Source organism: Oceaniferula spumae, from assembly GCF_042849255.1.
Classification (GTDB): domain Bacteria; phylum Verrucomicrobiota; class Verrucomicrobiia; order Verrucomicrobiales; family Akkermansiaceae; genus Oceaniferula; species Oceaniferula spumae.
Map to the genome: position 1 here is coordinate 1,084,415 of NZ_AP026866.1, position 21,054 is coordinate 1,105,468.

Consider the following 21,054-nt stretch of genomic DNA (forward strand, 5'->3'; position numbering starts at 1 on the left):
GGCAGTCGTTGCACCGATTGGAGTATATTGGCTATATTCAGCGTCATAACTCTTCCGGTTTCCACTCAGGGATACCGGAGTCTGCCTTCTGCTTCTCATAAAGCTGATGCAAAGGATGGTCTTTGACTTTGGGTAGTCCCTCATTGACCATGAGCGGCAGTGCCGAAGCCCACCACTTGTCGTAGGCCTTGCGTAGCTGGCTGACCACTTCCGGATGGGAAGCTGAAACATCCTTGGTCTCACCCGGATCTGCGGAGATGTCGTAAAGCTCCTTATTGTTCACGAAACGCCAAAGCTCGGTGCGCACGGCGCATTTTACAAATTTTGCAGACTCTCTCTTCCCGGCATTCCATCGGCCACAGTGAACAAAGAGTTCACGGTCCGCCCATGCTGCCTTGGGGTCTTTCAGTAAGGGAACGAGCGACCGACCATCCAAGTCCTGCATTTTCTCCGGTAGCTTGGCGCCTGCTAGTTCTGTGAATGTGGGAAACAGGTCAAGGTGCGCTGTTAGGCCATCGATATCCACGCCCGCCCCCAGCACGCCCTTCCAGTACCAAAATGCAGGCACATGAGTGCCGCCCTCGTTCGGTGAGTTTTTACCGCCCTTCATGTTGTAATTAAAGTGCTTCACTTTCTTCCCCTTGAGTCTACCGCTCAGATGGGTGCCTCCGTTATCCGTCATGAAAATGACCAAGGTATTCTCCAACGCCTTCCACTCGGTCAGCTTCTCCATCAGTAGGCCGAAGTTGTCATCGATGTTCTCAATCATGCCGTAACGTCCGGCGGTTCCTTTGTCATAGCCCATCTCGATGAATCTTTTTTTGTAGCTCTCGGCCACGTTCATCGGGGCATGAGGCGCATTCAGTGAGATATAGGCGAAATATGGCTGCTTGGCGGCATGCTGCTTTTTGATCCACGCTAAGCCTGAGTGAAAGAATAAGTCGGTACAGTAGCCCTTGGTCTGAACCACAGTCTTATTGTGCAATAACACGCTGTCAAAGTAGCTGTTGGTCTTGTTAGGTGGAAAATCACCAAGGTTCACCTGTCCGATCCCTCCCGCGCCATGGATCAGTGCTTCATCGAATCCGCGGTTACCTGGGAGATATTCCTCACCATCACCGAGGTGCCATTTGCCAAAGATACCAGTCGCGTAGCCAGCTGTTTTCAATGCCTGAGGCAGAGTCACGATATCCAGAGCCATGCGTTCGCGCTGGAAAATGGTGTGGGTGACGCCGACCTTAAAAGGAGGCCTTCCACTCATGATTGCAGCACGAGTAGGTGCGCATGTGGGGCTGACTTGGAAGTCGGTAAAACGTGTTGATTTCTTGTAAAAGGTATCGATGTTAGGCGTTTTGACGACCTCATTGCCCATGCAGGAGAGGTCTCCCATGCCTTGGTCATCGGTCATGACCAAAATGATGTTAGGTTTGGAACCAGCCAGTGGTGCGGCATGAGCGACGACACCAAGCGAAAAGCTGAGCATGAATGCCCCAGCGCTGCGAGCGAGCTTATGTGGAATAATCATTGTATTTGTTAGGTCAGATTATGCAGCCTATGAGTGTAATAAGACTTAGGGTTGTGCCTGTTTCGGCTTCTGATTGGGACGCTTCTTCCGCTTTCCTTTTTCAAGTTTTACTGTGGAAGTATAAGTCTTCAGCATCGCCTCCATCTCCTTCACCACCTCTGGGTGTTCCTTGTAGACGTTTTTTGTCTGGTTCACGTCTGTTTCAAGATTGTAGAGCTGCGCAGGTGGAGCATTCTTTTTGATTTTGCCGTTTTCAATATCGCTGTTAGAGCTGCCGACAGCCGAGACGCTGGGCGGACCGCCGGCTCCGTGCGTGCCCGGACCTCCGGTAAATCCGCCACTGCTTCTGGCCGGAATATACATCCACTTACCCTTGCGCAGTGATATGTGGCTGGACTGGCGAGGAGATAGAATCAAGTGCTCACGCACCGGCGAAGTCGGCTCGCTGACTAATGCTGGAAGGACATTCACACTGTCGGCCATTTGATCGGGAGCCACTTTCTGCTTGGTCAAAGCCGCAAAGGTAGCAAGCATATCAACATTGCAGATTAACTGGCTGGAGGTCGTTCCTGCTTTGATTTTACCCGGCCACTTGGCGATAAACGGCACGCGGTGGCCGCCTTCCCAGATGCCAAATTTGAAACCTAACAAATCACCGTTTTGCTTGTGGCCATGTTTGAAAGCATCCTGACCACCGTGGTTGAACATGCCGCCGTTATCGCTGGTGAAGATCACCAAGGTGTTATCGGCAATGCCCTGTTCCTCCAGCGTCTTCGTGATCTCTCCTACCATCCAGTCTAACTCATGGATAAAGTCACCATACAGACCACACTGACTGGTTCCTTGAAAACGCGGTGCGGGGGTAAACGGGTGATGGATGTTCGTGGTCGCGAGATAGAGAAAAAACGGCTTTTTATCGCGCTCCCGAATCCACTTGGTGGCGCGTTCGGTCAGGGTCGTTCCTAGTTCGAAATCGTTGTAGAGTTTGTGAGCTTCTGCCGCTCCGCCAAACCAGTTAGGCACTCGGTTTCCGTGCTCTTTTGTCAACGGAGTGATCGGCGTCGCTTTCTTTCCAGCGTTCTTGCCGAGGTAAACAATCGGATCGTTCTCCGTCATTCCAACCACACGGTCATTCTCGACATAGACGTAAGGCGGCGCGCTGTTGACCACAGGCACGCCAAAGTAATAGTCGAAGCCGAGATCCTGCGGCCCCGGACGCAGAGGTTTCGAGTAGTCCGCTTTCTCATCGCCGAAACCAAGGTGCCATTTTCCGAAGCAGGAGGTTTCGTAACCCTTGTTCTTAAAAACTTTCGCGATCGTCAGCCTATCGACATCGATCAATAGCTTTGAGGTCGGTGGACACGGTCCCCAGAGTCCTGCTCTCATGGGGTATTCTCCTGTGATCAGACCATAGCGCGAGGGAGTGCAGACAGCAGACGCCGAATGCGCGTCAGTGAACCGGCGACCGTCAGCTGCCAATTTGTCAATGTTCGGCGTCTGGACTTTAGTAGCGCCCTGACAACTCAGATCACCATACCCGAGGTCGTCGGCAAAAATCAAAACCACGTTAGGCGGCGATTGTTCGGCATTGCTGATGCTCGAGACAGCGCTCAACAGAGTCACCCCGATCATTTTCTTCAACTTCATCATTCCTTATTCTTGTTCGTTATTCAGATCAACTACTCCGCTGACATGCTCAGTGGTTTCGGATTTTCGACAACTCCGGCAGGGCGGACGTTGGCTTTCATGTCTTTTTCGAAACCCTTCATCGCCTCCTGAAGCTGCTGGACGATTTCCGGGTGTTCATTTGCCACGTTGTGCTTTTCTCCGATATCTTGGTTCAGATTGTAGAGAGCCACCACGCCATCGGCGATACGCAATTTCCATTCCTTCCAGCGCACGCCTTCCAGCACACCCCAGTGGGCATAAAAGAAATACTGGTGTGGGCTCTCCGCACCTTTGGCCAAGGTCGCCATCATATCCTTTCCATCAATGACGAGGTCATCCGGCAGCTTGGCTCCACTGAGCTTGGCGAAAGTAGGCAGCACATCCATGGTCGTTAGCATCTTGTCGTTAACACTGCCTGCAGGAATCCCCTTAGGCCAGCGGATCACCGTTGGCACGCGTTGACCGCCTTCAAAGGTGCTTCCCTTCTTCCCTCTCAAAGGTTTGGCGGAACCTGCGGCTGGACCGTTATCCGTGCTGAAGATCACGATGGTGTTGTCATCGATCCCCTGTTCCTTGAGAGCCTTCAGGATTTCACCGACCGACCAATCGATTTCATAAATGGTGGCTGGGAAAAGGCCTGATTTGCCCCGCCCTTTTCCTTTCGCTGCGCCCTTCGCTTTGAGTTTTTGAGCATACTCCTTCTTGATTTCAGGTGATGCCGCCAGAGGCCCGTGCGGTAGCGGGTGCGCTACGTAGAGGAAAAAGTTTTCGTCCTTATGCCTCTTGATAAAATCAACTGCGCGTTTGGTGATTCTACGCGTTAGGTAGTCGGCATCGGGCTCTATCTCGATGACTTTCTCGCCTTCTAACAAAGGCAAAGGCGGGAACTTGAAAACTTTCTGGTTCTTGTGCTTCGGATGAATGTCATGGCTGTAGGGAATGCCAAAATATTCTTCAAAGCCCTGACGTGTCGGTAAAAACTCAGGCTGATCGCCCAAGTGCCATTTGCCGAACATGCCGGTTTTATACCCAGCCGACTGCGCCACTTCGGCAATAGTCAGCTCCTTAGGGTTCAGGCCTCTTCCGTCCCCTGCCAGACAAACTGGGAAATTTCTACCTTCCGTGTGCTTCATTTGCACCTCAATCGATGACGGCACACTCATATCAATGCGTGACGGGTAACAACCGGTCATCAGCGCGGCTCTTGACGGCGTGCACAGTGGTGCGGCTACATAAAAACTGGTTAGTCGCGCGCCCTCCTTTGCCATCTGATCAATGTGCGGTGTCATGACGTGTTTTCCGCCGAAACAGCTCAGATCCGCATAGCCTTGGTCATCGGTGAAGATGATTACGAGGTTGGGGCGATCAGCGGCGTGGCTCAGTGGAGTTGTCGCTGCTGCGAGCAAGCATGTGATGCCGCAAAGTGTCGAAGGTTTGATTACCGATATCATTTCTTGTTAGCTTTCTTTTTGCCATTTGCAGGGAGGTTCTCGATGCTTTTCGCCGTCCACTCCGCAACGTTATCCTTGCCAGTTATGAAGCCGTTTTTCACCAAGAAGGCATCGGCTTTGGTGAGCACATCTTCGAACATTTTACGCCCGCCTTTTGAGATGTGGAAAAATCCATGCGTCTGCCCTTTGTAGATGTGTGTATCCGATTGGTTGTCCACGTCCTCCATCTTCTTTTGAAACGCATTAATAGTGGCAACTTGGATGTGCTTATCGTTGTCGCCAAAAAACGAAATCATCGGCGGGAGATCGGCGCGAATATTGTGCATGGGTGAGATATCTTTCCAATAGGCTGTGACACGAGCATGCCCATATCCCCCCGGTCCATTATCGTAGACGGGGTTGAACAACATCAAGGCATTCGGCTGGCAGGAAATCTTGCTGTCAGGAGTGGCATCGATTTTCGGACACATCGCTGTTGCCGCTGCGACATGTCCGCCGGCTGAACCTCCACCCACTACGATTTTGTTAGGATCGATTCCCAACTCTTTGGCGTGAGCACGGACGTAACGAATCGTGGCCTTGCCGTCTTCCACACAATTTCTCGGACTCGCCTTGTGGCTTTTCATCGTCCGGTATTGAGCGGAGATCGCGACCATGCCTCTCGACGCAAAATATTTGCTATAGCCATAGAATTGAGACGTATCACCGCCACTCCAGCCACCGCCAAAGAAGAGGATGATGCAGCTCTTGTTGCCTCCTTCCTTGTGATCTGATGGGAAGAAACAATCCAGCTTCAACGGCTTCCCTGCCGCAGGTTTGGAAAAGGTTACGGTCTTATCCGGTTTGTAGCCCAGCGTCCACGAATACTTCTCGATCGGGCTCTTCGCCTTGTCTGCGGCAAATCCTGTGCACGTAGCTAACAAAGTTAGATACGCGACGGTGTGTTTTGATAGAGTGTTCATGGATTACTTGATTTGTTCTTTTTCCCAGCCTTCGATTTCTTTTTATCCTCTTTCAACCATGGTTTACGAATCTTGGGTTCTTCGATAGCCGGTAACGCGTCATCCGGTTGATTGGAAAATCGGTAAGGGTCGGAGTGGTTGCGCATTTCTGCTAGCAGCAGCTGCTCCATTTCCTTGAGTTTATCGGCATAGGCCGGATCCTTCGCGAGATTGAGTTGCTTAGGACTCGGCGTGTTACCCGTCAGTGCAATGACTTTCGGATCGTGGTGTTCGGCCACTAATTCATCGGGGTTTTCTGCTAGATTGAACAGCTGCGTTTCGTTAACGCCTGATGCGTTCGATTCATAACGAATGAGTTTCCAGTCGCCCTTCTTCACACAGCGCATTCCAGGTTTATCACCGCCGGAGTAGGCACCGTATAGCACATCGCGGACTGTATCTTTCTTGCCTTCTAACACAGGCACAAAGCTGATGCCTTCGCTCGTCTTGGGCGCTTCGATTCCGGCGAGGTCGCAAAGGGTAGCCAGTGCATCGAGGTGGTAAATATTACCTGTCGCGCGGGTGCCTGGCTTGATGCCGGGGCCTTTGACGATGTAGGGAACGCGGAAGGTATGCTCGTAGAGATTCTGTTTCCCCTGCAGTCCGTGCCTGCCGATCGCCATACCGTGATCGGAGGTGTAAACGATATAGGTGTTTTCGAGTTCACCCATCTGCTTCAGCTTTTCCAAAACGGCTCCGATTTGGATGTCGATATTTTCACTGCAAGCATACTCGCGGCCCAGTTCATTGCGAATGGTGCGCTCATCTCGGTTTCTCCACACTCCAGAAGCGGCAATCTCATCGCGCACGTTGATGTCCGTATTATCGAATGGATGTTTCGGGAGATAGCCTTTGGGCAGCTTCGGTTGTTTTGGATTCGCCGGGGGCAGGCTGTTTTTATCCTTATGATTCACCGCTCCATATTTCGCCAGTAGTGCGGGTTTACCGTCCCTAACATCGTGAGGATGCGAAAAACCGAAGTAGATCAGAAACGGGTCTTCGTCTTTGGTCGCCTCACGTTGATTGAGGTAATTGAGCACCTGCTTCGCATGCCACGCGCTGCCTGTTTCATCCGTGCCGCCGCGTTTGGTAGCATCATGCACGACGGTAAATTTCTTGTTCGCCGCAGCATAACTATTGCCCTTCTTACAGGTTCGCATCGTGTCGTATCCGGCGGCATTGAATACCGCTGCCATGGTGTGGTTCGCCAGGTCGGCCGGCACATGCTTGGGGTCTTTTTCAAGTGGGTTTCGACCCTGCTTCGGTTTATCCGGAACATGCCAAACGGTGCGTCCGGACATGATCATATGACGCGAGGGTGTGCACACGCCAGCGCACCAGGCTCCCATCTGATGAGCGCCATCGATCACCATGCCCTCGGCGGCTAGGCGATCGATCACGGGAGTTTCCAGTGGCGAATTCTTGTCGTAGACCTTCAGATCGTAAGGCGCTTGGTCATCGGTCACGATATAGAGAATGTTAGGACGCTTCGTCGCAGGCGCGGCAGCACACAAGGCCGCAGTCAACAGCGATACAGCCCCCAAGGCTAACGAGGTGTTACATGATTTCTTCTTCATCATTCTTTCACTGATTATTCTTTGGTTCCAGATATAGCCTTCCGTTCCGGTGCTAATTGCTTGTTAGATCTACTTCCTCTTCTTGCGGCCTTTTTTCTCAGGTTTTTCGGCTCCAGTCGGTCCGCCGGTATAAGACTCCTCCCACTTCAAAGTGGGTGCCTTCCAGTCAGGGATGCCGGAGCTGGCTTTCTGGGCTTTGTAATCGACATGGAACGGTTTTTCTTTCGCCAGCGGCACGCCGTCGTTGATCATGAGTGGACGCGCTTCATCCCAGAACTTCTCGTAGGCTTTCTTCATTTCCGACACGACCTCCGGATGCTCTGAAGCCACATCCTTGTTTTGTGCCGGATCATTTCTCATGTCGTAAAGCGCGTCCCCGACCAGTCTGAAACGCTGGTTACGCACGGAGTAATTTTTCCACTTAAACTTATCGGGATCCTCACCTCGATTCCAACGTGTCACATGCTGAAAATGAAACCGATCCTTCCAGTCCGGATCGTTCTCCAGAAGCAAGGGCTTCAGGCTTCTGCCTTCGAATGCCTGCGAGGTGGGCAACTCTGCTCCGGCAATGTCGGCTAGGGTCGGCAGGATATCGAGATATGTGACTAGCTTCTCCACGGTTCGTCCCTCTTTGATCTTTCCGTTCCAGCGCACAAAGAACGGCACCCGAACGCCGCCTTCTTCCACAGTTCCTTTCAGGCCCTTCATGCCCGCGTTATAGGACATCATCGCTTTGCCATCTTTATCGGTGCCGAGCTTTACCTGAGGGCGTCCTGCTTTTCCCTTGAGTCCGTTGCCGCTTGTTGTTGTGCCATTGTCAGAGGTGAAGATGACGATGGTATTATCCATAATCCCCCACTCTTCCAGCTGCTTGAACATCTGCCCCATGCAGTCGTCGATATGCTCGATCATTCCGTAAAAACCTGCGGATCTCGGATGAAACCCAAGATCTTCAAAATACTTCTGGTATTTTGGCGGCGCCACAAACGGGCTGTGCGGTGCATTGGTGGATAGATAAGCAAAGAATGGCTGGTCGGAATCCTTGACCGATTGAATCCAGCCTAGTGTCGCTTTGAAAAAGACATCCGTGCAATAGCCCTTGGTCTTCACAAACTTACCGTTGTGTTTAATGACAGGGTTGAAATAGGTATTGCCTGGCACATCCGCGCACGAGCCAGGGTAGGCCTGACCGATCCCTCCCGCGCCGTGAATAAACACCTCGTCAAATCCCCGGTTTTCGGGCTGATACGGATCTTCATCGCCCAGATGCCATTTGCCGAAATAGCCGGATGTGTAGCCAGCTGGTTTCAAGACCTGCGGCAGGGTGATCGCCTTCAGGTTCACACGCTCACGTTCGTAAATCGTATGCGTCACCCCGTTTTTTATCGAATGGACACCAGTCATGATGCCGGCCCGGCTCGGTGCACAGGTCGATCCCATCATGAAACGGTCAAAGCGGATCGACTCGGCGTGCATTTTATCCAAATGCGGAGTTCGGATCCAAGGATGCCCATGAGCTCCCACAGGCGCATAGCCTTGATCATCCGTCATCACCAGGATGATATTAGGCTTGGTGCTCTTTGGCTCAGCAGCGTGTAAGGTTGTGAGTCCGAGGACAAGGAAGGGTATGATTTTTATCATGGTCATATGGATAAGTTCGAAAACAGGTGAAAACGGCTAAGGCTACCCTCTAAAATACATCGATACCAGAAACTTCCTATCCCCAGAAAAGGGTATTCTGGAAAGATTGGCGAGGTCTTGTATCGAAGCAGCAATCATCCACCAGCTGAGTCTGTTCCCGCCGCTTGCAATCATTCAGGATATCGCATCGCTATCTCCTCTTTTTGTCGTTGCCTTTTTTGCTACCACCTTTGTCATGCCCCTCAAGATCCACGTCCTTCGTGCCCTTGAGCGCTTTGGACGCATCACGGACGATCACGTTTGGTTGATGCTGTTCTTCTGTGGTTTCAATCTCAAACGACCAGGCATACTGGCTATCGCCGAGCTTGGTGGGTGGCGTGATTCGCAGCCCGTTGGCTGTCATGTTCCACTGAACCTGAGCCTCTGATCCTAACAAACGGACTCCCTTGACCTGCTCCGCTTTCCAGCCGGAAGTTCCGGTGATGGTGAAGGCTGCCTTGGGTTCGTTCAGTTTGATGGCGTATAGCTTGGTTCCACGGGTGGTGAAGACCAGGTGCTCGTTCTTCTGCTCGCTGAGCTTCCAATAGCGACTGCCGTAGATAGCGGGGCCATTGGTTTTCAGCCATTTGCCCATGGCGTGTAAGCGATCAAGCTGTGGCTTGGGGATGGTTCCGTCGGCCTTCGGGCCGATGTTGACGAGGAAATTCCCGTTGCGACTGATGACCTCGACCATTTCATGGATGATGCTCTCTACAGTCTTGTATTTATCATTCTCAAGATAGCCGAATGAGGTGCCGAAGGTGGTGCAGCTCTGCCACTTCGGGCCGATGACTTTCAGCTTGAGGTTATCCTTTTCCAGACAGCCCACACCGTCGGGCCAGTTTCTGTTAGCGCCCTTGTTGTTGACGTAAACCTCCGCTCCGCGTGCTGCTCCATCGTTCATGAAGTCGGTGATCATCGTGCGGCACTGATCGTAGAAATACTGCACCTCTGGCTTGGCCTTGCCTTGTAACACCTGATTGCCATCGCGAGTCCAGATGGGAATGTCATCGATCCACAGGAAATCCGGCTGGTACTTGGTCTGGATTTCCTTCCAGCGAGCCACGTAGTCATCCACATATGCCTTGGAGGTGCCAAACGGTCCGTAAAGGGAGGCTGCCTCTGGCGAGTGTTTGATTTCCTTGGCAATATCTTCTCTAGGCTGGGCATCGACTTTGTATTTTTGTTGGGCAAAAAACGATTGATGCCGCTCTCGGTGATAGGAGGGCGCATACTTGAGTCCCTGTTGCTTCAGCGCTTTACCAAGGTCTCCTACCAAGTCGCGCTTCGGCCCCTTGTCAACGGCGTTCCATGGTGTCAGGTCTGAGTCCCAGTTGGCCCAGCCGTCATGATGCTCGGCGGTCATCACCACGTAGTGGGCGCCTACCTCCTTGAATAAGCTGGCCCATGCATCGGGATCCCACTTCTCCGCTTTGAATTCGGGGATGATGTCCTTGTAACCAAACTCCGGTGGAGTTTTCCCCCAGCGTTTTTTGAGGTAGGGATAGTAGTGCTTGGGGTCTTCATAAATCATCTTCGGAACATGTTCAGCGTATCCTCGCCCACCCTTGCGGTAACCAATGACGCTATAAGGTCCCCAATGGATGAAGATCCCAATCTTGCCGTCATCAAACCAGGCAGGAACCGGCATCTTTTGCAACGCCTGCCATGAGCCGTCATAAGGAGGTTTGCTCTCAGCGCCAAGCAGTGTGCTTGGTATCGTGATGAGAAATGTTAGGATGAATGCGTGATATTGTCTGACTTTCATAATCTTAGATATTATCGATAGGGTGGTTATGGCGTGAGTAGGAAGAGGTTAAGCTAAGCCTCTGGATCATGCTCTCAATGTAGATTTCACTTCCAGTCAGTGTCACCTGTTAGTAAGTTCACAGTGTGAGTCTCTATTCCTTGAGCAATTCCACATCGGTGAAATAGGCACCTCCAGCTCGGTCTTTTTGATCGTAGAGGTAGGTGATGAGTTCGGTGGGGCCCGCAGGTAAATCAATTTCGAAGACGACTCCCGAACTCCTGGGTTCCACCTTGGATTCTTTACTCATGCCGGCGATTTCGACTTTGGCTCTGACCGCGACGACGGGTTTGTTCGCTTCGGCGGGCCATTGGCGCAGGGTGAGGCGGTAGCGGCCAGCTTGTTTGACATTGACCAGCCATGGCCCGGTCACTTTCGGCAGTTTTCGGATCGCACCGAAGTTCCACGGTGGGTTGCCGGATTTCATGTGCCAATCTTGTGAACACAGACTGGTGCGAGGCTCTGTTGGGTTGCCGAGATCGATGCGGACAGGTGTCATGCGCGGTGCTACGCGCTTCCAGAATGGATCATACAGTGCCCGTAGTTGCTTCACCACGTCCGGATGTTCAGCTGCAAGGTCGTTCTGCTGGGCTGGGTCTTTTTCGATATCGTAAAGAAACTGACCGTTAGAATTTACAAGTCGCCAGCGCTCAGTGAGCACGGTGGAAAAAGCCAGGGGACCGGGAGGCATGGCTTTGCCGTGGGGGCCACCGTGGTACTGCAGCACATGGTGCTTTCGCTGCAACGGCTTACCCTCTAACAGTGGCTTGAGCGAGATACCATCTGCATCATATGCCTCAGGGACAGGAATGCCACAGAGGTCGGCCAAGGTCGGCAGAACATCGATGTGGGCGGCAAGGGTGTCGATATCCTTGCCTCCGGTCAGGTTACCTTCCGGCCAATGGATGAAGAACGGCACGCGATGGCCACCGTCGTAGACGGAGGATTTTTTACCACGCATCCCTGCGTTGTAGCCGATCACAGCTTTTGAATCCAGACCCTTGAACTTGGCGCCAGCTGCAGTGCCGTTATCCGTCATGAAGATCAGAATAGTATTTTTGGTGAGTTGAAGCTCATCCAGACGTTTCCGTAGGATCCCCATATTCCAGTCGATATTCGCGATCATGCCGTAGAAATTGGCATTCGCTACCTGCTTATTACCTTCGTATGGTTTGGCCCACTTTTTCTCCACAAAGTATGGTCCATGGGGGGCGTTTAGGGCGAGATAGAGCAGGAATGGTTTATCCTTGTTAGATTCGATGAATCGGATGCCTTCGCGGAACCAGACATCGGTGCAGTAGCCTTCGAATTTTTCAAACTTCCCATTACGCTCGTAGGTGTCATCGAAGTAATCGTTACCCCAATAGTCGGGCGCCTGGCCGACTCCGCCAGCACGGTGCCAGACGACATCTTGAAAACCACGATCCTGTGGGCGGTGCGGTGCGTTATCGCCGAGGTGCCATTTTCCGACCATGCCTGTGGCGTAGCCAGCATCAGCAAACAGGTTCGCCACCGTCTTTTCATCAGGGTGCATCATCGTGCGTCCTGCGCTGGTGCGATAGGCTCCTGTTACGGCCGGGTGGTTACCGGTCATCAGGGCGGCACGCGAGGGAGTGCAAAATGGGCTGACGTGGAAATCGGTGAAGCGGACTGACTCAGCGTGCAGCTTATCGAGCTCCGGGGTTTTTAAAATCGGGTTTCCGTGGCAGGAGAGATCGCCGTAGCCTTGATCATCGGTCATGACGATGATGATGTTCGGTTTCTCGGCAGCCTGAGCCAGCGTGCTGAAAATCAGCGGGAGAATGAAAATGAATTTTGTTAGTTTCATCGGTTTAATTGTTGAAGGAAAAGGGAGATTATTTAGCCGTTGATCTGGCTTTATAATGAGGACGTTATTTTTCAAACTGGAACCTCACGGAATCGATGATCGGCTTGGACTCATTTTCGGTGGTGTCTGTTAGGCGGATTTCAAACTGGAAACCATAAGCTGCTGGAAGCTTGCTGAGGTCGAGCTGGGCGGGAGTCTTGGCTACTTGTTTAGCGAAGCCTGGAATGTAGTCGTAGCTTTCCTTGACCTCCTTCCAGTCAGTCCATTGGTCGGATTTCCCGTCTTTATCGGTATCCACGCCGACACGCACTTCCACGCCATCGACCCATGGTCCGGAGCTGACGTAATCGGTGTTCATTTGGGTCGCGAGGTAGAATTTCCCTTCGGCAAACATGATGTCCGGATCAGGGTGCCCGCTGCCGAGATTACCACAGAAGCTGAACTGCGTATCGATGCTGGAGGAGGTGAACCAGGCCACACTCATCGCCTTCTTGTCACCATGCGCAGTGGAGGGATCGAAATCACAGAAAAGATAATACTGGCCGCCAACGGAGATCGCGGCCCAGTCACCGTAGGCATTTTGCGCCGGCTCATGGATTTCGTATTTGGAAAATGCTGCCTTCTGGCCGGGCTTGATGCCATGGTAGGTTTTCTTGCCGCCGTAGACTTTGCCAGGGTAGTTTTCAGGATCTTCCTTGTGCCAGTGTGGGTGAAGGAATTCGGCGAACTTCCCAGTCGGTTTGGTGCGTTCATCGACCGCTGGTTTAACGATTTTAAAATCTCCTTTGCCATCATCGCTGACGGCATGACCAGCGAGGGGTGAGTCCCAGGCGTGCCGGCTGGCATCGATAGGGCTCCAGTCCTCATAGATGATGTGGAACTTGCCTTCGAGGTCACGGATGATGGCGCAGTCGGAACCATCGGATGGATCTTTGAATGCCATGCCGACCTTGTTGCCAATTTTTCCGTCCGTCAGATCCTCGTCGATGATGAGGTGCGGGTCTTGATCGTTGGGGAAGTCATAGTAGAAGAAGACTTTGCCATCGACGACCTCCGCCGTGGTCATCCAGCGCGATTGATGATCAGAAACCGGACCGTGGTGCACCCAGTTCACCATATCCTTGCTCTGCCACGCGTGATATCCGCCCAAGGATTTCACCAAACCACCAGGCGCAGTGAACTGGTGGGGGTGAGCGGTAGTGGTCAGTGGTATATCGAAGCCCTCCAGCTTGGCAGGTTTTCCGGCAGCTTGACCTTTGTTGCCCAGCTTGCCGTATTTGCCAAACATCCAGTAGTTGTCCGGACCCAGTTGGAGAAAAACGGGCGCATCTGTAAGGTTTGATGGCCCGATGTTCTTGACCGGCTGCCAATTGAGCCAAACCGGCGACTGGCTGAGGGTGATGGATGTTGCCTTGCGTTTCTCAGGAAACGACTTCATGGCGCTCTGGATGGTCGCTTTTTTGGCAGTAGGAGCAGCCATACCATCTTTGATTTCGAGCCCCTCTTTCTGAGCGATACCTTTCACCCATTGCTCTTGGGTGTCGAGGACCCACGGCCCGGCTAAAGCTGTTAGACTTAACGTAGAGCTAAGAGCTGTGACAATGATGGTGATTCGGATCGGTTTTGGATTCATGAAATTGATTGAGTAGTAGCCTGAGTTTATAAGGGCAAAGATAAGGCCTGGAATAAAAAAACCAAGAACCGATCATCCGTCAGTCCTTGGTTTAAAGAGATTCCAAGTGATGTTAACAACGACGGCGACGCAGAAGCAGCACGCCAGCACCACCGAGCAGGAGGGCCATGGAGCTGGGCTCTGGCACAAGGCTGAGAGTTGAACCATTCACCACGAATACGTCAGCAAAGGCTGCGGTATTTCCACCATCATAAGTGAGATCGTTCGTGGTGTCGTAAAGATTCTGATAATAGCTCTCATCGGCACCGGCGATCGTCAGTGTGCCTGCACTGTTCAATGTGAAATCAATCGTTCCGTTTCCGCCTGTATTATCGAATGTGGGAGCTACACCAAAATTCGCTGTACCACCACTGATAGTTAGCAAGCCAGAGGCGTTGTCCCTACCGATGAAAAATGTCCCCGTAGGGTTGGCAGTGAACGATCCATCGATCAGGGTGACGATGCCGTTGCCGTTGTTGCCGTTGCCGAGAAGAAATGAGGCACTGACATCGACAGAGAGCGAGCCGCCGTCAATGGTGAAGCTTCCTGCAGCAAGTTGGCCAATGGTGGCATTGGTTGTGCTTGCACTTGTCACAGTAACAGAGCCCCCAACAAGGATGGTTGCGGAGTCAGTCTGACGAAGACTGTCGACGGATCCGATTGTCCTTGCGTCCGAGATGTCGCCTGAATAGGTAACGAGAGCCGCTGATGCCAAGCCGCCCGTCATAAGTAAGGCTGTTGCTGATATTAATAATTTCATAGTTTTTCTGTGTATAGGATTAGTGTTTTTTTCACCGTAGGATCAATATTTCCTAGCGTCGGTCTGTGAGAGTATCCCGATACAGCAGTCTGCCTACCCCCTATTTTCAGGGGATAGCTTACCTTGTTGAAAAAAGAAAAACCTGTATTTTACCCACAGCACTTATCTTGAGACAGCTATTCATTGATGTCAGCAATCCAAAATATCTCCGTGTGGCTCAGCCTGATCACCGTCGTTCTTATGGTGACTGATATGGCGGAATCCGCCCCAGTTTCACTGCAAGATCTGTCTCTACCAGAACTCGAACAGCGGTTGAACGATATTGATACTGAACTCGAGGACTTGGCGCAAATCACTCTTCGTAACGGAACGGGTAGTGTGGGATACAGGTCGAAAGCATACGCAAGCGCAGAGAACCGAGAGTGGTTTCATATCGATCTTGGCGAAGAAGTCACGGTGGATCAGGTCGTCTTGGTGCCAACGCTGTTTCGAGACCCTGAGGCCGGAATTAGAGCTGAGGGTTTTCCTCAGGCATTCAAGGTTTATGTGGGTAATGACAATTCAAGAAAGGTCGTAGCATCCCGCGATCTGAAAGATGAACTTCTGCCACGACTGGCACCATTGGCGGTAACTTTTGCGCCGGTCAAAACTTCATGGGTCAGAATTGAGGCAAGCCATCTCTCACCACGCATCTCCGATCACAAATACATGCTGCAGCTTGCCGAAATCATGGTTTTCAGCGGATTGGAAAACGTCGCCCTGAGAAAGCCTGTCAGAGTGCCCGAGTCCAGAACGCACCGGTTTCCGCTACAGCAACTGACGGATGGATTCACTCCATTCCGGATGGATGCCACCCATGGTGCGCGAAGTCAGACGAAGCTAATGGACGTGACTAAAAATTCGTCCATGCCAACTTTGACCATCGATCTGCAGGAACCTCGTGAGATCAATGAAGTCATCTTGCATTCGGCAGACATTACCCACTCGATTCCCATGGAAACGTTTAGTAACTGGGGAGTTCCTCGGCATATACGCGTTACAGGATCGATGAATGCCGAGTTTGATTCTGAGGCTCTTCTCTTTGAAGATATACAACGATCCATCCTCGATAGTGGCCCCATCATCATGCGGAGATTCGAGAAAACCATGTGCCGTTACGTCCGCATCACCATCGTTGATCACCGGCCTGTGATCTTGCTGAAGGGCAGACAGCAGGGAATTGCTTTTTCGGAAATAGAAGTGATGGCCAATGGGCATAATGTGGCACTCAGGATGCCTGTCAAAGCGAGTCAAAATTTAACTGCTAGCGACGAAATACTCGATCAACTAACAGATGGATTGAATTATTACGGGGCCATCCTTCCCGTCCGCGAGTGGATGAACCAACTTTCGAGACGCCATGATTTGGAAAAGGAGAGACCTCAAGTTGTCGCTGAACTCAATTCCCGCTACTCCAATCAGAAGAAAACGATGCAGGTCTTAGCCTGGACGGTGGCAGCACTGGCAGCTGGAACGGTGATCGCCATCCTCGTTGGTCGGCAACGTCGGGAACAAGCGATCGCACATACCCGCAAGAGAATCGCTGCAAATTTACATGATGAACTAGGCGCCAATCTTCACGCCATTGCCCTCTTCGGTGACTTGGCGAAACAGGAGGCTGACAAGGCTGGCGACGATCAACAATGGAGCAAGCTGAAACGGTATGTCGAAGAAGTGAGAATCCTCACCGATCATGCTGGAAAGACCGCTCGCTACACCACCAACATGTTAGAGGCCAAGGAGCTGTATGAAAACCTAACGGCGGAAATGCAGCGGGTGGCGGAGCATTTACTCACAGACCTGGAGCATGAAGAAGAGTTTGAGAACGAGGAGATGTTGCAGCTGCTCTCTCCGCGAAGACGTGCTGGACTGTTTCTTTTTTACCATGAGAGCCTGATCAACATCATCAGACACTCTGGCGCAACTCGGGTAAAAACTCATCTGAAGGCAGATAAAAAAGAGATTCATCTAGCTATACGCGATAACGGCTGTGGCTTTAATTCTGCTCCTGGAAAGATGGCTCCCGAGTCGCTCAAACGTCGAGCACGTTTACTCAAAGCTAATTTGTCGGTCAACGGTTCCTCTGAGAATGGAACCCTTGTAACACTTAGAATCAAACCTCGAAAATGGAACTTCTGGAACCAATGAAACCGAAACTACGTCTGACACTGATTGAAGATAGTATGGCCTATCGCAAAGGGATTATTTGTGCCATGGAAGATAGGATGGATATGGAGCTGGTCAGTGAGTTCGGCACCGTAGAGATCGCGCTTCGTAGTCTGGAAACCGATGCTCCCGATTTGGTATTACTCGATTTGAACCTGCCAGGGATGACTGGGCTGGAGGCGATTCCCCTCATCAAAAAAATCGTGCCAGATGCAAAAATCGTCATCCTCACTCAGTCCGACAAAGAGGCCGATGTGCTGCAAGCCATTGGCTCCGGCGCTTCGGGTTATCTCTTGAAGTCCTCATCGATGGCGCAACTCATCGACGGCATTAAGCATGTCTGTGCTGGAGGAGCGATCTTGGATCCCAACCTTGCCAAGTTCATTATGGACACCCTGCAAGAGCAACTATCAGAACCTGCATCTAATGCTTTGCTAACCAAACGTGAACTCGAAATACTGACTCTGATTGCCGAGGGTTTAGCCCAAAAACAGATTGCCACAGAGCTAGGCCTCAGCGTTCACACAGTGAGTGAATATATCCGAAACATCTACGAAAAGCTCAATGTCCCAAACGCCCCTTCAGCGATCCATAAAGCGCACAGCATGGGAATCTTTCGCCAGAAGTGATTGCGCCCTCACTTCTCTTTAAGCTGCGCAATAGGTAGCACAATAAAGCCGTAATATTGAGATAGGACGACCTGGATTAAATGAGATATCTAGGAAAACTACTTCCTCCTGCGCAGGAAAATCTGCGCTCATCAACGTCCAATCATTGAAGCGCATTCTGTGATCGGCGTTGTTCTAGGCTGTAAAGCTCAGGGTCTAGATTTCTTGGCTGGAGCTGCCTTACCCAAGGTGAACGTCTCTATCTTTACATCCTTAGCTGGTACAGGCTGACCTGCGGCCCAGAATACACCATTGACCATGACGCGCATTGACTGAGGAACGTTGAAGTCACCCGCATGGCCCAAAGAGGTGGTAAAAGTGCGACCCCCCCATTTGTTTTTCCATGTCCAGGCGATGGTGTCCGTCATTTCCGCTTTCAAATCGTGTGTACCAAAGCCATTTTTGACCACACCTACTCTTTTCGATTTGCCGGTGCCGACAAGTAAGGGCTTGGTCCCAGGCTCGAGTTTTGTCAGGTAGAGTGTTCCGGGCGACTTCCAGTTTGCAGTGGAGTCGACACCCGTTAGAATAGGATGTTTCTCCGCACCTTCTGCCAATTGAACGGTAGTCCCACCCACGAGGTGAATTTTGTAAGGTGTTCCGAGAGCATCTTTTCCGAAGTCACTGTTCCATCCATGATTTTTGTGTCCGGCCGGGTAATTGAATGCGTGGGTGCTGGTTCTGAATCCCACTACAGGTTTGCCTGACTCCAGATAACTGGTGATGTGCTTGAGCTGCGCATCTTCCAGCTTCATGAATCGTGTGAAAAAGACCGCTACGTCCGCCTTCGCCAAAGCCTCCAGACCAGGCAATCCACGTTTGTCTTTTTCCGCTTCCCAATCCGGATTGATCACGGTGGTTTTAAATCCGAGCCGCTCGAGTTCTTCCGCGAACTTGGGCATCGTTTTCTGAGGTGAGTAATGATAGGTGCCGACTACAATGACCGCGTGGGGTTTCTCATCGGCGTTGCACCAGATGGTTGTGAGTATGGCGGTGGCTAATAGGGTAATGAGTGTTTTCATTTTGATGTTATCTCGAGTGTTATTGAAGCCAAAAACGGCTGGCTATATCATTGAGCCAGCCGTTGCAGGGATTGGTTAGATTAAGCTTCTATTTCTGGGGCCAGGCTCTTGCCACTCCCCTTTTTATCGCTTGTTTTTGATTCTCGCTGGCGGACGTTCACCGTATTCAGGATCATAGACAGGGATGCCCATACCCTCCGGTGTCTGCCAGCCATCCTTGGGCTGATGAGTCACGTAGGCGTAATATGGAGTCGCCGAGAGTTTCTTGCCGATGAAGATCGGCGAGAGTTTGGTGAGGCCTTTTTTAAGTGAGACCTTAAAGGTAACTTCTTTGGCTCCGGCAGGAATGTCCTTGGTCTGATCGATATCGCCGATGCGCATGCGTGCTTTCTGGAAATCGAAGGCCTTGCCGTAGGTGCCGTCGTTGATGCCTTTGTCGGCTTCTACCGGCCAGCGGCGCAGGGAGATTTCATAGTCTCCATCGCGTTCCACTTCGATGGCCCAGTTGGAAACTTCGGCTACTGCACCGCCCATGATGTGATTCTGATGCCATGGTGGCAGCTTATCGATCAACCAGTCGTGCGAGGAGAGAGTCACGATCGGTGACTTATCCGAGCCAATCACCATGTAGCTGGTGAGGTCGTGCTCGCGGGAAACATCACTCCAGAATTTTTCATATTCGCCACGCAGACGCTCGAATACTTCAGGGTGCTGCTTGGCCACGTCATTGACTTGTTTGGGGTCGTCTTTCAGATTGAAGAGTTCCTTGCCGTTCACCAAGCGCCATTGATCGGTCATCACTGCGGACTTACGCCATTTTATAGGAGTAACTACACGCTGGGATTCCACGATCAGAGCTCGCTCCTTCCAGCTCTTGCCATCGGTGTAAAGCAGGTCACGCAGGCTGCTGCCATCGTATTTGGTCGATGGAGCCTCAAGTCCGCATAGGTCGACAAATGTCGGCAGAACATCGATGTGCGCCGTTAGATTCTCGACGGATTTACCAGCTTCGATTTTTCCGTTAGGCCAGCGGATAATGAATGGCACACGGTGGCCACCGTCATACTCTGAGTTTTTCTTCCCGCGCATGTTACCATCGTAACCACGACCTCCGTCCAAGCCGCCTGCCGTGCCGTTGTCGGTCATGAAAATCAGGATCGTATTTTCAGCCAGACCTTCATCGTCAAGCATCTTCATGAGCTTGGCCATGTTATCATCAATGTTGGTGATCATGCCGTAGAACTCAGGAGTCGGTACGCCTTTCTTACCTTTGTAGGGCTCACTGTATTTCGTAGGGCAGTAGAGCGGACTGTGTGGTGCATTGGTGGAGATGTAGGCGAGGAACGGCTTGTCTTTGTTAGCCTTGATAAACTTGATGCCTTCATCAAACCAGACATCGGTGCAGTAGCCTTTGAAACGCTTGTGTTTGCCGTTGACGATGTAGGTGTCGTCAAAATAGTCGTTGCCCCAGTAGTCCGGAGCCTGACCAACACCGCCAGCACCATGGTAAACAATGTGCTGGAAACCGCGGTCTTCCGGACGGTAGGGATAACAGTCGCCCAGATGCCATTTACCAAACATTCCTGTGGCGTAGCCGTTGTCGCCAAAGATATTGGCCATGGTGACCTCGCGGCGGCGGAGCATGCTGCGCCCCTGCACCGTGTGCCATACTCCGACGCGGTCAGAGTAGCGTCCCGTCATCAGCGCGGCGCGCGTGGGTGCGCAAGTGGGATCGACGTGGAAATTATTCAGCAGAGTCCCCTGCTTACGTAATTTATCGATGGTTGGGGTCTGGATGACCGGGTTGCCGGTAAATCCGAAATCTCCGTAGCCTTGGTCATCGGTGATGACAATGATGACGTTCGGCTTCGCATCCTGCGCAGAAGCCGTATGCGCGATCAGCGCGAGAGAAGTAATAAGGAGCTGGTTGATTAATTTCATCCTGGGTTGGTTGGTTGCTGTTCGACAGTGTTGCTGGAAAAATTCCAGTCTCATTAAATTCAATTTCAGCGTGAGCCAAAGCGTAAAATACGTCTATCGGTCATTTAACCTATAAACGCATGAGCTTTGAGTGAGGATTAACTCCACACCACTTCCACAGCTTGATGACTTTGGCATCATTCGCTTGGTCTGCTCCAGCGGTGCTGCGGCCACTCGCCATGTCATATTTTTCATAGTAGGTAATCGGAG

General features: G+C 51.7%; 14 protein-coding genes. 2 read left to right on the forward strand and 12 right to left on the reverse strand.

The annotated features are described in order from the left end of the window. Positions 1–43: 43 nt before the first annotated feature. The 10 genes from ACSPJT_RS04565 to ACSPJT_RS04610 form a co-directional block, all read right to left on the reverse strand. On the reverse strand, positions 44–1,483 hold the full coding sequence (locus ACSPJT_RS04565; protein WP_435896177.1) for an arylsulfatase: 1,440 nt from the start codon (positions 1,481–1,483) through the stop codon (positions 44–46). A gap of 87 nt (positions 1,484–1,570) precedes the next feature. Beyond that, positions 1,571–3,172, reverse strand: a complete 1,602-nt coding sequence (locus tag ACSPJT_RS04570; RefSeq protein WP_435896178.1) for a sulfatase family protein — start codon at positions 3,170–3,172, stop codon at positions 1,571–1,573. 32 nt (positions 3,173–3,204) lie between these two features. After that, positions 3,205–4,644, reverse strand: coding sequence for a sulfatase family protein (locus ACSPJT_RS04575; RefSeq protein ID WP_435895187.1), 1,440 nt, complete (start codon positions 4,642–4,644; stop codon positions 3,205–3,207). After that, complete coding sequence (locus ACSPJT_RS04580; RefSeq protein ID WP_435895188.1) at positions 4,641–5,606, reverse strand: alpha/beta hydrolase; 966 nt, start codon at positions 5,604–5,606, stop codon at positions 4,641–4,643. The genes ACSPJT_RS04575 and ACSPJT_RS04580 overlap by 4 nt, the downstream gene beginning before the upstream one ends. Beyond that, a complete protein-coding gene (locus ACSPJT_RS04585) occupies positions 5,603–7,225 on the reverse strand; it encodes a sulfatase-like hydrolase/transferase (RefSeq protein ID WP_435895189.1) in 1,623 nt (540 codons plus the stop codon). Before ACSPJT_RS04585 ends, ACSPJT_RS04580 begins: the two co-directional genes overlap by 4 nt. A gap of 66 nt (positions 7,226–7,291) precedes the next feature. Further along, a complete protein-coding gene (locus ACSPJT_RS04590) occupies positions 7,292–8,863 on the reverse strand; it encodes an arylsulfatase (protein WP_435895190.1) in 1,572 nt (523 codons plus the stop codon). A gap of 190 nt (positions 8,864–9,053) precedes the next feature. Beyond that, positions 9,054–10,670: an alpha-L-fucosidase gene (locus tag ACSPJT_RS04595; protein WP_435895191.1), complete on the reverse strand. Its 1,617-nt coding sequence runs from the start codon at positions 10,668–10,670 to the stop codon at positions 9,054–9,056. Positions 10,671–10,803: 133 nt separating this feature from the next. Beyond that, positions 10,804–12,537, reverse strand: a complete 1,734-nt coding sequence (locus ACSPJT_RS04600) for an arylsulfatase (protein WP_435895192.1) — start codon at positions 12,535–12,537, stop codon at positions 10,804–10,806. A gap of 64 nt (positions 12,538–12,601) precedes the next feature. Next, a complete protein-coding gene (locus tag ACSPJT_RS04605) occupies positions 12,602–14,170 on the reverse strand; it encodes a hypothetical protein (protein ID WP_435895193.1) in 1,569 nt (522 codons plus the stop codon). 112 nt (positions 14,171–14,282) lie between these two features. After that, a complete protein-coding gene (locus ACSPJT_RS04610; protein ID WP_435895194.1) occupies positions 14,283–14,969 on the reverse strand; it encodes a PEP-CTERM sorting domain-containing protein in 687 nt (228 codons plus the stop codon). 186 nt (positions 14,970–15,155) lie between these two features. Here ACSPJT_RS04610 and ACSPJT_RS04615 point away from each other — a divergent pair, with 186 nt between their 5' ends. Together ACSPJT_RS04615 and ACSPJT_RS04620 are read left to right on the forward strand one after the other, a co-directional pair. Beyond that, on the forward strand, positions 15,156–17,156 hold the full coding sequence (locus ACSPJT_RS04615) for an ATP-binding protein (protein WP_435895195.1): 2,001 nt from the start codon (positions 15,156–15,158) through the stop codon (positions 17,154–17,156). Then, positions 17,153–17,803 (forward strand): response regulator, encoded by a 651-nt coding sequence (locus tag ACSPJT_RS04620; protein ID WP_435895196.1) that lies wholly within the window; start codon positions 17,153–17,155, stop codon positions 17,801–17,803. Before ACSPJT_RS04615 ends, ACSPJT_RS04620 begins: the two co-directional genes overlap by 4 nt. 188 nt (positions 17,804–17,991) lie before the next feature. On the opposite strand, the gene ACSPJT_RS04625 is transcribed toward ACSPJT_RS04620, so the two are convergent. After that, complete coding sequence (locus tag ACSPJT_RS04625) at positions 17,992–18,864, reverse strand: ThuA domain-containing protein (RefSeq protein ID WP_435895197.1); 873 nt, start codon at positions 18,862–18,864, stop codon at positions 17,992–17,994. A 123-nt stretch (positions 18,865–18,987) separates the two neighbouring features. Further along, positions 18,988–20,805 (reverse strand): arylsulfatase, encoded by a 1,818-nt coding sequence (locus ACSPJT_RS04630; protein ID WP_435895198.1) that lies wholly within the window; start codon positions 20,803–20,805, stop codon positions 18,988–18,990. Between the last annotated feature and the right edge of the window lie 249 nt (positions 20,806–21,054).

Excerpts from the sequence above, each read along its gene's own strand:
- ACSPJT_RS04610 (WP_435895194.1), bottom strand. The coding sequence starts at position 14,969 with ATGAAATTATTAATATCAGCAACAGCCTTACTTATGACGGGCGGCTTG.
- ACSPJT_RS04595 (WP_435895191.1), bottom strand. The coding sequence starts at position 10,670 with ATGAAAGTCAGACAATATCACGCATTCATCCTAACATTTCTCATCACG.
- ACSPJT_RS04620 (WP_435895196.1), top strand. The coding sequence starts at position 17,153 with ATGAAACCGAAACTACGTCTGACACTGATTGAAGATAGTATGGCCTAT.
- ACSPJT_RS04585 (WP_435895189.1), bottom strand. The coding sequence starts at position 7,225 with ATGATGAAGAAGAAATCATGTAACACCTCGTTAGCCTTGGGGGCTGTA.
- ACSPJT_RS04590 (WP_435895190.1), bottom strand. The coding sequence starts at position 8,863 with ATGATAAAAATCATACCCTTCCTTGTCCTCGGACTCACAACCTTACAC.
- ACSPJT_RS04625 (WP_435895197.1), bottom strand. The coding sequence starts at position 18,864 with ATGAAAACACTCATTACCCTATTAGCCACCGCCATACTCACAACCATC.
- ACSPJT_RS04600 (WP_435895192.1), bottom strand. The coding sequence starts at position 12,537 with ATGAAACTAACAAAATTCATTTTCATTCTCCCGCTGATTTTCAGCACG.
- ACSPJT_RS04615 (WP_435895195.1), top strand. The coding sequence starts at position 15,156 with ATGTCAGCAATCCAAAATATCTCCGTGTGGCTCAGCCTGATCACCGTC.
- ACSPJT_RS04575 (WP_435895187.1), bottom strand. The coding sequence starts at position 4,644 with ATGATATCGGTAATCAAACCTTCGACACTTTGCGGCATCACATGCTTG.
- ACSPJT_RS04565 (WP_435896177.1), bottom strand. The coding sequence starts at position 1,483 with ATGCTCAGCTTTTCGCTTGGTGTCGTCGCTCATGCCGCACCACTGGCT.
- ACSPJT_RS04605 (WP_435895193.1), bottom strand. The coding sequence starts at position 14,170 with ATGAATCCAAAACCGATCCGAATCACCATCATTGTCACAGCTCTTAGC.
- ACSPJT_RS04630 (WP_435895198.1), bottom strand. The coding sequence starts at position 20,805 with ATGAAATTAATCAACCAGCTCCTTATTACTTCTCTCGCGCTGATCGCG.
- ACSPJT_RS04570 (WP_435896178.1), bottom strand. The coding sequence starts at position 3,172 with ATGAAGTTGAAGAAAATGATCGGGGTGACTCTGTTGAGCGCTGTCTCG.
- ACSPJT_RS04580 (WP_435895188.1), bottom strand. The coding sequence starts at position 5,606 with ATGAACACTCTATCAAAACACACCGTCGCGTATCTAACTTTGTTAGCT.